Origin of the sequence: Corynebacterium ihumii, assembly GCF_028609825.1 — a bacterium.
Taxonomy (GTDB): domain Bacteria; phylum Actinomycetota; class Actinomycetes; order Mycobacteriales; family Mycobacteriaceae; genus Corynebacterium; species Corynebacterium afermentans.
Genome location: NZ_CP063190.1, coordinates 333755 through 346552, shown reverse-complemented (window position 1 = coordinate 346552; position 12798 = coordinate 333755). Strand labels below are relative to the sequence as shown.

Genomic DNA, 12798 nt, shown 5'->3' with positions numbered 1-12798 from the left:
TTGCCCTTGCCGGCTCTTTTCAACACTTAATGGAGATTAGTTTCAATAGTTATTGGCGCGGGAAATTTACCCCCATCACGGGGAAAACACAAGGACCTGCCGCAGCTGTGGACAACTTTGGTGCGTTTTGGGACGGGTTATCCACAGATTGGGCTTGTGGGGGTTGTGTGGGGTTGCGTTGGGTTTAGGGTCTGTGGCCATGAACTCGTTCGACGCATTCATCCAGGCGATGTCCGCAGTATCCATGGAGACACTGCGGCACTTCGACCTGCCGGTTGCCCTTGCTGCCGGCATGGCGCCGGATCGGGCGCGTGCGTGGGATCAGATGCAGGACGTCTACTACGGGACAACGAAATTCACCCGCAAGCAATCGGAAGCCGCGCAGAAAGCCCGCGGGTTCTCCCTGGACGAGCTCGCGCTGATCGAGCGCCGCATCAGCGGAGTAAAGGATGCCGGCGAGCGGTGGCGGCTGCGGCTAGAACTGTTGGATGTCACCGGCGGGTACCGCGCGATCGAACGCGCCGCACGCGAAATCGTGCCCCGCGAGGACAACACCCCGACAAAGAAACAAGTCGCGTTCTCGGCGCCGAGAAACGGACGCGCACGCATCACCATCGACACCACCGACCGCAAAGCAGCCGACTTAGAGCACCGCCTGCGCCAAGGCATCGACGCCACGCTGCCGGCGGCGGCGCAGATGGAGGAGGCGTTCTGGCGCATCGTCGAAGGTAAGGCTGGCGGGGTGGTCGCCGCCGCGCCACGGCCGATCGTGATGGTGCCGATCACCGAGCACGCACGCATCATGGCGGGAGACGGCGACGACATCATCCTGACGCTGACTGACGGCACCATCATGACCGGGGCGGAGTACCTCCAGCAAGAGTTCGGCGAGGCACTCGAGGTCGCAGCCTTCCACCCCGAGGAAGGCGCGGTGAACCTCTACGACACCGAACGATTCGCCAACCAGAAACAACGCGATATCGCCTGCATGGTCTCACCCGTGTGCGCCTTCCCAGGCTGCCGCCACGGCGCCTACGCTTCCGAGATCCACCACGTCAAAGCATGGAAACACGGCGGGCTGACCAACATGAACAACCTGGTGCCGCTATGCAGGTATCACAACCGGATCAACGACGACGACCCCTGGCGCAACACCCGCGGACACATCACCATGATCAGAGGCGCGCCCTGGTGGGTCTCACCCCGCGGGTACCACATCAAAAACACCGACCGCGGAGCACTCGACCAACTCTTCGGCCCACAAAGCACCTAGCAACGCGAAACGCCGCCGCCCAAACGGACGACGGCGTAAAACACACGCGTAAAAGCGCTCGAAGTCGAACTACTTGGTGGCGTAGTTCTTCTCCACGGAGGTGTCTACCGGCACACCCGGGCCCTGGGTTGCGGAGACGGTGATCTTCTTCAGGTAGATACCCTTCGCGGAGGACGGCTTGAGGCGGATGACCTCGTCGAGCAGTGCGCCGTAGTTTTCAGCGAGCTGCTCCGGGGTGAAGGATGCCTTGCCGATGATCGCGTGCAGGTTCGACGCCTTATCCACGCGGAAGGCGATCTTGCCGCCCTTGGAGTCCTGGATCGCCTTCGCGACGTCCGGGGTGACGGTGCCGGTCTTCGGGTTCGGCATCAGACCACGCGGGCCCAGCACGCGGGCGACGCGGCCGACCTTGGCCATCTGGTCCGGCGTAGCGATAGCCACGTCGAAGTCGATCTGGCCGGCGTTGATCTGCTCGATCAGCTCGTCGGTGCCGACGATGTCCGCGCCAGCCTCCTGCGCCTTGGTGGCGTTCTCGCCTTCGGCGAAGACTGCGACGCGGACGGTCTTACCGGTGCCGTGCGGCAGGTTGACGGTGCCGCGGACCAGCTGGTCGGCCTTGCGCGGATCGACGGACAGACGCATTGCAACGTCGATGGTGGCGTCGTACTTGTCGGAGGAGGTCTCCTTCGCAAGCGTGACGGCGTCGAGCGGGTGGTAGAAGCTGTCGCGGTCGACCTTCGCCAGCTGCTCGATGTAGTGCTTGGACTTCTTAGCCATGTTGGATTCCTTTCAGGAGTTGTGGTTTGCGGGCCTGGCTTACGGCCCTTCCACGTGAAGCTTTTTACTTCTCGACGTCAATACCCATGGAACGGGCGGTACCAGCGATGATCGCGGCGCCAGCCTCAATGTCGCGGGCGTTGAGGTCGTTCTTCTTGGTCTCGGCGATCTCCTTGCACTGCTCCCAGGTGACCTTGCCAACCTTGTCAGTGTGCGGGACGCCGGAGCCCTTCTTCAGACCTGCAGCCTTCAGCAGCAGCGACGCTGCCGGCGGGGACTTCAGGATGAAGTCGAAGGAGCGGTCCTCGTAGACCGTGATCTCCACCGGCACGATGTTGCCGCGCATGGACTCGGTAGCGGCGTTGTATGCCTTGGTGAACTCGACGATGTTCACGCCGTGCGCACCGAGGGCCGGACCGACCGGCGGGGCCGGGTTGGCCATGCCTGCTTCGATCTGCAGCTTGATCAGGCCAGTGACCTTCTTCTTAGCCATCGCATTACCTCCTAGTTACAGCACCCGCAGCCACGATGAGCTGCCGCGGGGCTTCCGGATGCCGGGGATTGGCCCAGCCACCGGGGATTTACAAGAAACGAAAACGTCGCGCGTGCGTGCACGCGCGACGAATCAGGATACGCCGTGAGGACGTCGAGAAGCAAAACGCTCCTACATGATGCGCTCGATCTGGTCGGCGGTCAGCTCCACCGGGGTCTCGCGGCCGAAGATGGACACCAACGCCTCGATCTTGCCGGTCTCCGGGTCGATCGAGTTGATGGTGGCGGACACGCTCGCCAGCGCGCCGGAGAGGATCGTGACAGCCTCGCCGACCTTGTAGTCGTGCGCGAGCTGCTTCGGCGCCTCTTCCTCCGGCATCGCCACGACGGTCTCGCCCTCGGCGTTGACCTCCGGCTTCGCGCCGGTAGCGGCGGACTTGGGAAGCAAGAACTTAGCGACGTCACGGTGCTTCACCGGCGTCGCATTGCCCTCATTGCCCACGAACGAGGTCACACCCGGCGTCTCGCGGACCACGGACCAGGCGGCGTCGTTCATGTCCATGCGCACGAGCACGTAGCCCGGCAGAAGCTTGCGCTTGACCAGCTTCTTCTTGCCGTCCTTGTTCTCGATGGCCTGCTCGATGGGCACGACAACCTCGTAGATGGAGTCCTCGACCTCGAGGGTCTGGGAGCGCATCTCCAGGTTGGTCTTCACCTTGTTTTCGTAGCCGGAGTAGGACTGGATGATGTACCAGTCGCCCGGCTGCTTCTTCAGCTCGCGGGTGTACTCGCGCAGGCGGCGGCGGTATTCGCTGTCGGAGTCAGCGTCCGCGTCGGCCTCGCCCTCGCCCGCTTCGGCCTCGACGTTGTTGAGGTCGGTCTCCTGGACCGGCTCCTCGACGGCACCGTCGGCGTCTGCCGCCTCGTCCGCCTCGGCGTCGACGGAGTCCTGCGCCGCGTCCTGCACCTCGGCGTCGCTCAACTCCGTGCTAGCGACGGCAGCGTCAGCGTCCGCAGCGTCAGACTCGCCGCTACTGTCGCTCTCCTCGTCGGAGGAGTCACCGCCCTCGGTGCCGGCCGGGTCGTCGTCGCCGCCGTTGAGGGCCGGGTCGGTGGACGGCTGCACGGGCGCGCCCTCGTCGATCATTTCCTGCTCGTTGTTCTCGATGGCGCCTTGAACGTCTTTGTTTGCCTCAGTCATGGCTTTGTCTCCTCATGCGTCGAAACGTGTGCGCCCCAGGGTACCGGGGCAAAAATTATCCCGCCCTCCTCGGTGTCCGAGGCGGCGGGAAAACGTTGTACGCGTGAAATTGTACCTAGCGGATGAAGATCCAGCGAATCGCCCACGATGCCAGCGCGTCGGTGCCCCACACGAAGATGGTCAGCACGATCAAGAACGCGAACACGATGAGCGTGTAGTTGAGCATCTGCTTGCCGGTGGGCCAGATGACTTTGTTCATCTCGGAGACGACTTCGCCCGGGAAGGCGGTGACGCTGGAGCCGTCCTTGGCGTCTTCGTCGTCGGTGGCGACGGGGGCGCGCTTCGCCTCGTAGCCTTCGGAGGAAATGGGAGAAGCCCCACGCAGCTGACGCTTGCCGGTCGGCTGTGCGGGGTTTTGACCGTTGGGGTTAGTCACTAAAACTCCTCCAGGTTGTTTTGGCAGGGGCGACAGGACTCGAACCTGCAACCTACGGTTTTGGAGACCGTTGCGCTACCAATTGCGCCACGCCCCTAGGGCACTCGATCAAGTGCGCCTAACCCTACCACGGGGCCCTTTCGGTTCCCGTTTGAGGTGAGTAGCGATGGAGAGAATTGAACTCTCGACACAGCGATTATGAGTCGCTTGCTCTACCACTGAGCTACACCGCCATGGTGCTCGCTGACGCTCGCACGAAGTGCAAGGACCCCAGCAAACAACAGAGCCCCCTGACAGAATCGAACTGTCGACCTTTTCCTTACCATGGAAACGCTCTGCCGACTGAGCTAAGGGGGCACAGCCTCTTTGTTGTGGATCTTCGCTTTCGCTCTGACCCGCTCCGTTGAAGCCTTGGAAAGATTAACCCGATATTGTTTTCAAACACAAATCGGCTGGAAAAGAGGTGGTTTTGAAGGGCGATAAGGATCAAAAGATGTCGCATCGGTGGTGTCGCAATGCTAACCGCGGCGGTGAAGTGAAACGGCACCTTGGCCAGAGCTACGCACACCAAAAAGGGGCCAAGCCTCACCCCCGCGGCACGCTGAACCGGGCGCACCTTTGCCCCCCCACCCCACGACGAAACCCCGCCGGTTGAAAAACCGACGGGGTTTTGTGTGTGGTGCCAGGTAGAAGATTCGAACTTCTGAAGGCAATGCCGGCGGATTTACAGTCCGCTCCCTTTGGCCGCTCGGGCAACCTGGCAAGCACGTTCAAAGTGCGGGATTTACCTTACAACACCGCCCTGCAATCGGTGCAAATCGGCTGGTTAACCGACTCGTTCGACGGTCAGGCGGGTCATGGTGCGAAGCGCTTCGCGGGCGGGGCCGTCGGGCAGGGCGTCGAGTTCGCGCTCAACGTCGTCGACGTAGCCGCGCACGGTCTCCAGGGCACGCTCGCGCCCACGGGCCTGGCCGAGCAGCTCGAGGGCGCGGTTCACATCATCGTCGTTGGTCAGCGGGCCGGTGAGCAGCCCGCGAAGCTCCTCGCCCGCCGGCGAATCCTCTTGCAGCGCGTAGAGCACCGGCAGGGTGAACACGCCCTCGCGCAGGTCGGTGCCGGGGGTTTTTCCGGACTGCTCGGGGTCGGAGAAGATGTCGATGATGTCGTCGACGATTTGGAAGATCATGCCCACCGCGTCGCCGATGCGGGCGCAGCGCGCCACCACCTCGTCGGAGGCGCCGGCGTGGCGCGCGCCCAGGTAGGCGGCGGAGGAGATGAGCACGCCGGTTTTTTCCTCGATGACTTTCAGGTAGTGCTCCACTGGGTCCGTCGCGCCCGTGCCGTCCGCGCCGACGGTTTCACGCATCTGGCCGGTGACCAGCTCGGAGAAGGTGTCGGCGAAGTGGGCCACGGTGTCGAGGTCCATGAGCGCCATTTGGCGCGACGCCTGGGCGAACAGGATGTCGCCGGCGAGGATGGCCACGGTGTTGGTCCACCGGGTGTTGGCGGATTCGACGCCGCGGCGGCGCTCGGCTTCGTCCATGACGTCGTCGTGGTAGAGCGTGGCCAGGTGCACCATCTCGGTCACGGCGGCGCCGCGGATGATGTTTTCGGCGCCGGGGTTCGGCCCGAATTCGCTGCAGAGCAGCGCCATCATGGGGCGGAAGCGTTTGCCGCCGGCTTTGGCCAGGTGGGTGACTTTGTCGGTGAGGAAGCTCGCCCCTCGGTTGAGCTCCGTTATCAGCAGCTCCTCCACCGCTTCGAGCCCGGTGTTGAGCCGGGTGTTGAGCGCGTCGTCGCCCAGGTCCAGGTTGAATCCGTGGCGCGGTGACGGAGTGGTGCCGTACGTCATAGATAACGTCCTTGCAGGTTGGGTGGGCCCATGTGTAACGCACTAACCGTAGCCCAATTACCCCGCCGGGTGCACTTGCGGGTGGCGCTGGCAGAATGTGGCGCGTGAGTGAGTTGTTCGACCTCGTTGTTGTGGGCGCTGGCCCTGCGGGTTCCGCCGCGGCGATCGCGGCTCAGCGCGCCGGCATGAGCACTTTGCTTCTCGACGCCCAGGGTCCCCGCCGCGACAAAACCTGCGGGGACGGGCTGACCCCTCGGGCCGTCGATACGCTTGTGCGCCTGGGGTTGGACGTGCCCGCGTACCGCAACAAAGGCCTGAAGCTGCATGGCTTCGGCGGGGATGTGGTCGCGCCGTGGCCGCGTGGGGAGGGCTCGGCGTCCCCGCGTGCGATGTTTGACGCCTCGCTGGTTACCGCGGCGGCGCAGGCCGGCGCGACCGTGCGCCACGACTGTGCGGCGACGGGGGTGCGTCTCAGCGGCGGAGCGATCAGCGCGGTGGAGACCGAGCAGGGTGTGGTGCGCGCCCGCTGGGTGGTCGTGGCGGACGGGGTGCGCTCCCCTTTCGGCAAGCTGCTGGGGCGTACGTGGCACCGCGGGCAGGTCTACGGGATTGCGGCGCGGTCCTACTGCGCCTCGCCGTTTTCGGACGAGCCGTGGATGCACTCCCACGTGGAACTTCGCGACGCCGACGGGGTAATCCAGCCCGGCTACGGCTGGATCTTCCCGCTCGGCGACGGCACCGTCAACCTCGGCTGCGGCGCACTGTCGACGGATGCGCGCCCGGCGAAGGTCAACACCAAAAAGCTTTTGGCCCTGTACGCCTCGCAGCAGCGTGAGGCGTGGCAGCTCGGCCCAGAACAGGCGGTGGCCTCGGCGCTGCTGCCCATGGGCGGGGCGGTGTCTAACGTGGCGGGCCCGAACTGGGCGCTGATCGGCGACGCGGCGGCGTGCGTGAACCCGCTCAACGGCGAGGGCATCGACTACGGGCTGGAAACGGCGGTCGCCGCCGTCGAGCTGATCGCAGGCGGCGGGGACCTGACGCTGGCGTGGCCGGCGCTTCTGCGCGAGCGCTACGGCGAGGCGTTCACCCTGGCCCGCACCCTGGCGCGCCTGCTGACATACCCGCAGTTTTTGCCGCTGGCGGGACCGGTGGCGCTGCGCGGGCTGGGCGGGCGTTACCTCATGCCGGCGGCGGCGCGGCTGATGGGCAACCTCGTGGCCGAGGAGGATACGGACCTCGTCGCAAGGTTGTGGCGCCTGGCTGGCAAGGGTGCGCGGGCGGTGTCGGGCGGCCAGCCGCTCTGGGATGTGCGCTAGGCAGGCTTGACCGCGCTGTGTAGCGCGACAACTCCGCCGGTGAGGTTCTGCCAACTGGCGTCAGTCCAACCGTTGGCGTTAATTGCCGCGGCGAGCTCTTCCTGGCCCGGCCAGGCGCGGATGGATTCGGCGAGGTACTCGTAGGCCTCCGCATTGGAGGAAAATAGCTTCGCCAGCGCCGGCACTGCCAGCGGGAGGTACTCCTTGTACAGGGTGCGAAAACCTGGCAGGACGGGGGTGGAGAACTCATTGACGGCCAGGCGCCCGCCCGGCTTGGTCACGCGCGCCATTTCGCTCAGACCGGCCTCGAAGTCGTGGACGTTGCGAAGCCCGTAGGAGATGGTCACCGCGTCAAAGGTGCCATCGGCGAACGGCAGGTGCATCGCATCACCGACGACCTTGGGCACGTTGCGGTCTTTGCCGGCGGCGAGCATGCCCTGGGAGAAGTCGCAGGCCACCACCCACGCGCCGGACTTGCCCAGCTCCACGGTGGATACGGCGGTGCCGGCCGCGAGGTCCAGCACGAGCTCGCCGGGCTGCAGGTTGAGGCGCTCGCGCGTGCGGCGTCGCCAGTGCTTGTCCAGGCCGAACGACAGCACGGTGTTGGTTTTGTCGTAGTTTTTGCCCACGTCGTCGAACATGCCGGCAACGTCGAAGGGCTTTTTGTCCAGATCCGCCTTGGCCATGGTGCGCAAGTCTACTTTGCCACCCACAAACGGAGGCCGTACGACAACACAGCACTTGCAAGTTCGGTCAACCGTACTTTATTATTCGCCGGTATGGGACTTGATGACTCCGACATGGGCGCATGGCTCGAAGCCATCGCATTGTTCGAGACCGCCCGCGAAGGCGACTACCTCGCGTCCGCGCGGCTCGTGCGCTCCAGCACCAACCCGGAAGACGTCACGCTCAACTTGATGCGGCTGCTCGCCGTCTACCTGCGCGACGAATCCCCGCAAAAGCTCGACCGATTCATTGCCACGTCCCACCGCGTCGGCCCGCCGCCGCTTCTCTAACCGCACGGAAAGAACACAGAAAGAAAAGGACCAACATGCTGAAATCCAAGGTGCTCGCACTCGCCGCCACGGCTGCGCTAGCTGCCGGCCTGGCAGGCTGTTCGCAGGACAGCACCGACGCCGCCGGTGACAAAGACACCCCCGTGGTGCTCACCACGTTCACGGTGATCCAGGACATCGCTTCGAACGTCGCCGGCGACCACCTGCGGGTGGAGTCCATCACCAAACCCGGCGCGGAAATCCACGGCTACGAGCCCACCCCCGGCGACATTTCCCGCGCCGCCGATGCGGACCTGATTTTGGATAACGGCATGAACCTGGAGAACTGGTTCGCCCAGTTCGTCGCCGACCTGGACGTGCCCCACGCCGTGGTCAGCGAAGGTGTCGACCCGATCGACATCGCCGAGGACGCCTACGCCGGCAAGCCCAACCCGCACGCCTGGATGAGTCCGGTGAACGTGCAGAAGTACGTGGACAACATCGTCGACGCGTTCAGCGAACTCGACCCGGAGCACGCCGATGATTTCAAGGCCAACGGCGAAACATACAAGCAGGAACTGCAGGCTGTGCAAGACGAGCTGGAAACCAAGCTCGCCGCTGTCCCCGACAAGCAGCGCGCCTTGGTCACCTGCGAAGGTGCGTTCTCCTATCTGGCTCGCGACGCGAAGTTGACCGAGCGCTACATCTGGCCGGTCAACGCTGAGCAGGAAGCCACCCCGCAGCAGATCGCCGGCGCGATCGAGTTTGTGAAGGAAAACAACGTCCCGTCTGTGTTCTGTGAATCCACGGTCTCTAACGCGCCGATGATGCAGGTCGTGAAGGCCACCGGCGCGGAGTACGGCGGCACCCTCTACGTCGATTCGCTTTCTGAGGAAAACGGCCCGGTGCCGACCTACCTGGATCTGATTCGCCACGACACGAAGGTGATCATCGACGGTTTGAACGGGGGCAAGCAGTGATCCCCGCAATCGCGGTTGACGATGTTGCGGTGCGCTACGGCGACGTCGTCGCGCTCGACGGCGCAACTTTGAGCGTCCAACCAGGCCGTATCTGTGGGCTGATCGGGATGAACGGCGCGGGCAAATCCACGCTACTCAAGGCGATCATGGGGTTGGTCAAGCCGGATCGCGGCACGGTTCGTATCAACGGCATCGACCCCATGCGCGCCCGCAAGACGCAGGTGCTGGGCTACGTCCCGCAGAGCGAGGACGTGGACTGGCAGTTCCCGGTCACAGTGCGTGATGTGGTCATGATGGGCCGCTACGGCCACATGGGCTTTACCCGCCACGCGCGTGCGGAGGACATTGCGGCTGTGGATCGCGCGCTTGAGCGCACCCACCTTGAGTCGTTCGCAGACCGCCAGATCGGTCAGCTTTCGGGTGGCCAGAAGAAGCGTGCCTTCATCGCCCGCGGTATCGCTCAGGGTGCGAGCATCATGCTTCTCGACGAACCCTTCGCCGGCGTGGACAAACATTCCGAGGCCACCATCACTGAGCTGCTGCGTGACCTCGCGGCAGAAGGCACCACTATTTTTGTGGTGACGCACGACCTGGTTGCCTTGCCCCAGCTCGCGCCGGAGACAGTGCTGTTGAACCGCCGGGTGTTGATGCACGCCCCGACTGAAGTGGTGTTAGAGCCGGACAATTTGGTACAGGGCTTCGGTATGGGGGTGTCAGCATGATTGCGCTGCTTACGGAGCCGTTTGGGTACGAGTTCATGATGCGTGCGCTTGCGACCTCGCTGGTGGCGTCGATTGTCTGCGCGCTGTTGTCGTGCTGGCTGGTGTTGGTTGGCTGGTCGCTGATGGGCGATGCGGTAAGCCACGCTGTCCTGCCCGGCGTGGTGCTGGCCTACATTCTGGGCGTGCCGTTTGCCGTCGGCGCGGTGGTGTTCGGGTTCCTTGCGGTGGCACTGATCGGGCTGGTGCGCGATACGTCCCGGGTGAAGGAGGATGCGGCCATTGGCATTGTGTTCACCACCATGTTCGCGCTGGGGCTCGTGCTCATTTCGGTAACCCCTTCGCACACGGATCTGAACCACATCATCTTCGGCAATCTGCTTGGTGTGTCCCGTGGGGACCTGCTGCAGGTGGCCATCCTGGGAGCGATCGTGTTGAGCGTGCTGGTGCTCAAGCGGCGCGACTTCACCCTCTACGCGTTCGATCCCACCCATGCACACGCGATTGGGTTGAATCCGCGCCTGCTCGGTGCGGCCCTGCTGGCACTGCTGGCGCTGACGTCAGTGGTGGCACTCCAGGCCGTTGGCGTGATCCTGGTGGTGGCGATGCTGATCATCCCGGGTGCGACCGCCTACCTGCTCACCAACAAGTTCGGCACGATGCTGGTCATCGCCCCGACCATGTCGGCAGCGTGTGCAATCGTGGGGTTGTACTGCTCCTACTACCTGGACACAGCCTCTGGCGGCATGATTGTGCTCGCCCAAGGTGTGGTGTTTGGTGTGGTGTACCTGTTCGGCCCGCATGGGGTGCTGCGGGGTCGTCGTTACGCATCCACGCGCACGAAGACGGAATCCGTGGCTTCCTCGCCGAGCGGCACCGCCTCCGCCGCGCCGGCAAGCCGGACCGCGACCGCGCCGGAGTAAGGGGCACCCTCTCCCACCTCGAGGGTTGCGCCGACGACGAGCCCATGGCTGTCAAGGAACTTCAGCAGCTTCGGGTCCTCGTCCGCGATGCGCTCGATCGTGGCCGTGTGCCCGGGTTGCACACCGGTCAGCGGCACCGCCGCGGGGGTCTCGACGCTGCCGCTGGCTGAGGGGATGGGGTCGCCGTGGGGGTCGCGGCTGGGGTAGTCCAAAAACGCGTCGATGCGGTCGACCATGAAGTCGCTCACCGAGTGCTCGAGGTTTTCGGCCTCGTCGTGCACCTGATCCCAGGTGTAGCCCAACGCCTCCACCAAAAACGTTTCAATCAGGCGGTGGCGGCGAATCATCGCCACCGCGTACGTGCGGCCAGTGTCGGTCAGCTCGACGGCGCCGTAAGGCTTGTGTTCCACCAGGCCCTGCTCGCCGAGCTTGCGCACCCCGTCGGAGACGGTGGATTTGCGCAGTCCAAGGTGCTTGGCCACCGACGACGGCGTCACCGGCGTATCTGACCACTCCGAAAGCGCCCAGATGCCTTTGAGGTAGTTCTGGGTGCTGGTGGATAGGTCGCCGACGGACATGCTCGCCACTCTACTTGGCGGCGCGCATGCGCCTACGCGGTGTCGTCGCGCCGCGCTTGCCTTCGGGGTTGGCCCAGGCGTGCCGGCGCCCAGCGCGGCAGGGCCACATCGCGGCCGAACAGGTGCACCACGTTGCGCTCGTAGGCGTCCAGGACCTCGGAGTAGTAGCCCAGCAGCTGGTCGCCGAGCGCGGCCCAGGTCTTGTCCGCCACGGACTCGCGCGCGGCGGCCTGCAGCGTGGTGTGGCGGGCGTCGTCGAGGATCCACCGTGCGGCGTCGTAAAGCTCCTGCTCGAAGGTGTCCACCTCGAGCAAAAGCCCGTTGTCGCCGTGTTTGATCAGGTCGATGGGGCCGCCCGCGCGCGGGCCGATCGTGGGCACGCCCGAGGCTTGCGCTTCCTGTACGGTCTGGCAGAACGTCTCAAACTCACCGGTGTGCACGAACAGGTCCAGCGACGCGTACGCGCGGGCGAGCTCCTCGCCGGACAGCGCCCCGGTGAACACCGCCGAAGGCAGCGTCTCGGCCAGGCAGTCGCGCTCCGGGCCGTCGCCGACGATGACGAGTTGGACCGCAGGGTCGTCGTGTAGCGGGGCGAGGCGGTGCACCGACTTCTCCGCGGCGAGCCTGCCCACGAAGCCGACGATCTTCTTCGTCCCCGTGGGGTCCCAGGAGCGGCGCAGCACGTCGGAGCGCTTGGCCGGGTTGAACAGCTCGGTGTCCACGCCGCGGCCCCAGTGTCGCACGTTGTTGATGCCGTGGGATTCGAGCATGCGGATATAGCTTGACGACGGCGCCAGCGTCATCTCGCTCATATTGTGAATCGTGCGCGTCCAGTCCCACGCCAAATTCGCCACCATGGGCAGGTGGTACTTGGTGGCGAAGCCCGCGACGTCCGTCTGGTAGAGCGCCACCGCCGGCACCCCGAGCTGGCGCGCGGCGAACGCGCCCGCCCCGCCGAGGACGAACGGGCTGGCCAGGTGGATGATGTCCGGTTTGAACTCGGAAAGCGCCGCGGCGACGGTGGTGGTGGGCACACCGATGGGCAGGGAATCCACCAGCGGGACCATCACGGTGGGCACGCGGACAATCTCGAAGCCTAGGTAGTCCGGGATCTCGTCCTGGAAGTCGCGCGCGCCGGGGGCGACCACCATGGCCTCGTGCCCTTCGCGCTTGAGGTGCTCGAGCACGCGCAGCACCGAATTGGTCACTCCGTTGACGTTGGGCAGGAAAGACTCCGCCACGATTCCCACTCGCAT

14 protein-coding genes and 4 tRNA genes are annotated in these 12798 nt (G+C 64.8%); 6 read left to right on the top strand and 12 right to left on the bottom strand.

Annotation, left to right across the window (positions count from 1 at the left end):
* The first annotated feature begins 199 nt into the window (after positions 1-199).
* Complete coding sequence (locus CIHUM_RS01740) at positions 200-1273, top strand: HNH endonuclease signature motif containing protein (protein WP_034997193.1); 1074 nt, start codon at positions 200-202, stop codon at positions 1271-1273.
* Positions 1274-1342: 69 nt separating this feature from the next.
* On the opposite strand, the gene rplA is transcribed toward CIHUM_RS01740, so the two are convergent.
* The 9 genes from rplA to CIHUM_RS01695 all read right to left on the bottom strand — a co-directional run bounded on the left by rplA (position 1343) and on the right by CIHUM_RS01695 (position 6031).
* The gene (rplA, locus tag CIHUM_RS01735) at positions 1343-2050 is read right to left on the bottom strand and encodes a 50S ribosomal protein L1 (RefSeq protein ID WP_034997191.1); all 708 of its coding nucleotides are present in this window, start codon (positions 2048-2050) and stop codon (positions 1343-1345) included.
* Between the two features lie 64 nt (positions 2051-2114).
* Positions 2115-2543 carry a 50S ribosomal protein L11 gene (rplK, locus tag CIHUM_RS01730; protein ID WP_034997189.1) on the bottom strand — a complete coding sequence of 143 codons (429 nt, stop codon included), beginning with the start codon at positions 2541-2543 and terminating at the stop codon, positions 2115-2117.
* A 171-nt stretch (positions 2544-2714) separates the two neighbouring features.
* Positions 2715-3689, bottom strand: a complete 975-nt coding sequence (gene nusG / locus CIHUM_RS01725) for a transcription termination/antitermination protein NusG (protein ID WP_081634382.1) — start codon at positions 3687-3689, stop codon at positions 2715-2717.
* A gap of 169 nt (positions 3690-3858) precedes the next feature.
* Positions 3859-4179: a preprotein translocase subunit SecE gene (secE, locus tag CIHUM_RS01720; protein ID WP_034997186.1), complete on the bottom strand. Its 321-nt coding sequence runs from the start codon at positions 4177-4179 to the stop codon at positions 3859-3861.
* 21 nt (positions 4180-4200) lie between these two features.
* Positions 4201-4276, bottom strand: a tRNA-Trp gene (locus tag CIHUM_RS01715).
* A 64-nt stretch (positions 4277-4340) separates the two neighbouring features.
* A tRNA-Met gene (locus CIHUM_RS01710) sits at positions 4341-4412 on the bottom strand.
* A 51-nt stretch (positions 4413-4463) separates the two neighbouring features.
* Positions 4464-4536, bottom strand: a tRNA-Thr gene (locus CIHUM_RS01705).
* A gap of 320 nt (positions 4537-4856) precedes the next feature.
* A tRNA-Tyr gene (locus CIHUM_RS01700) sits at positions 4857-4941 on the bottom strand.
* Between the two features lie 64 nt (positions 4942-5005).
* Positions 5006-6031: a polyprenyl synthetase family protein gene (locus CIHUM_RS01695; protein ID WP_034997185.1), complete on the bottom strand. Its 1026-nt coding sequence runs from the start codon at positions 6029-6031 to the stop codon at positions 5006-5008.
* Between the two features lie 95 nt (positions 6032-6126).
* On the opposite strand from CIHUM_RS01695, the gene CIHUM_RS01690 reads away from it, so the two are divergent.
* Complete coding sequence (locus CIHUM_RS01690) at positions 6127-7347, top strand: geranylgeranyl reductase family protein (RefSeq protein ID WP_034997184.1); 1221 nt, start codon at positions 6127-6129, stop codon at positions 7345-7347.
* Here the strand turns inward: CIHUM_RS01690 and CIHUM_RS01685 are convergent.
* Positions 7344-8033 carry a demethylmenaquinone methyltransferase gene (locus CIHUM_RS01685; RefSeq protein WP_034997183.1) on the bottom strand — a complete coding sequence of 230 codons (690 nt, stop codon included), beginning with the start codon at positions 8031-8033 and terminating at the stop codon, positions 7344-7346. The genes CIHUM_RS01690 and CIHUM_RS01685 overlap by 4 nt on opposite strands.
* A gap of 93 nt (positions 8034-8126) precedes the next feature.
* Here CIHUM_RS01685 and CIHUM_RS01680 point away from each other — a divergent pair, with 93 nt between their 5' ends.
* From CIHUM_RS01680 to CIHUM_RS01665, 4 genes are read left to right on the top strand one after another with little or no spacing between them, the layout of a single operon-like run.
* Positions 8127-8363, top strand: a complete 237-nt coding sequence (locus tag CIHUM_RS01680; protein WP_034997181.1) for a hypothetical protein — start codon at positions 8127-8129, stop codon at positions 8361-8363.
* Between the two features lie 35 nt (positions 8364-8398).
* Positions 8399-9322, top strand: a complete 924-nt coding sequence (locus CIHUM_RS01675; RefSeq protein ID WP_034997180.1) for a metal ABC transporter substrate-binding protein — start codon at positions 8399-8401, stop codon at positions 9320-9322.
* Positions 9319-10044: a metal ABC transporter ATP-binding protein gene (locus CIHUM_RS01670; RefSeq protein ID WP_034997179.1), complete on the top strand. Its 726-nt coding sequence runs from the start codon at positions 9319-9321 to the stop codon at positions 10042-10044. Before CIHUM_RS01675 ends, CIHUM_RS01670 begins: the two co-directional genes overlap by 4 nt.
* A complete protein-coding gene (locus CIHUM_RS01665) occupies positions 10041-10964 on the top strand; it encodes a metal ABC transporter permease (RefSeq protein WP_051106251.1) in 924 nt (307 codons plus the stop codon). Before CIHUM_RS01670 ends, CIHUM_RS01665 begins: the two co-directional genes overlap by 4 nt.
* On the opposite strand, the gene CIHUM_RS01660 is transcribed toward CIHUM_RS01665, so the two are convergent.
* Positions 10865-11542 carry a metal-dependent transcriptional regulator gene (locus tag CIHUM_RS01660; protein WP_034997178.1) on the bottom strand — a complete coding sequence of 226 codons (678 nt, stop codon included), beginning with the start codon at positions 11540-11542 and terminating at the stop codon, positions 10865-10867. The two genes, CIHUM_RS01665 and CIHUM_RS01660, sit on opposite strands and share 100 nt — an antisense overlap.
* A gap of 32 nt (positions 11543-11574) precedes the next feature.
* Entirely contained in the window at positions 11575-12798 is a 1224-nt protein-coding gene (locus CIHUM_RS01655) for a glycosyltransferase family 4 protein (RefSeq protein WP_034997177.1), read from the bottom strand.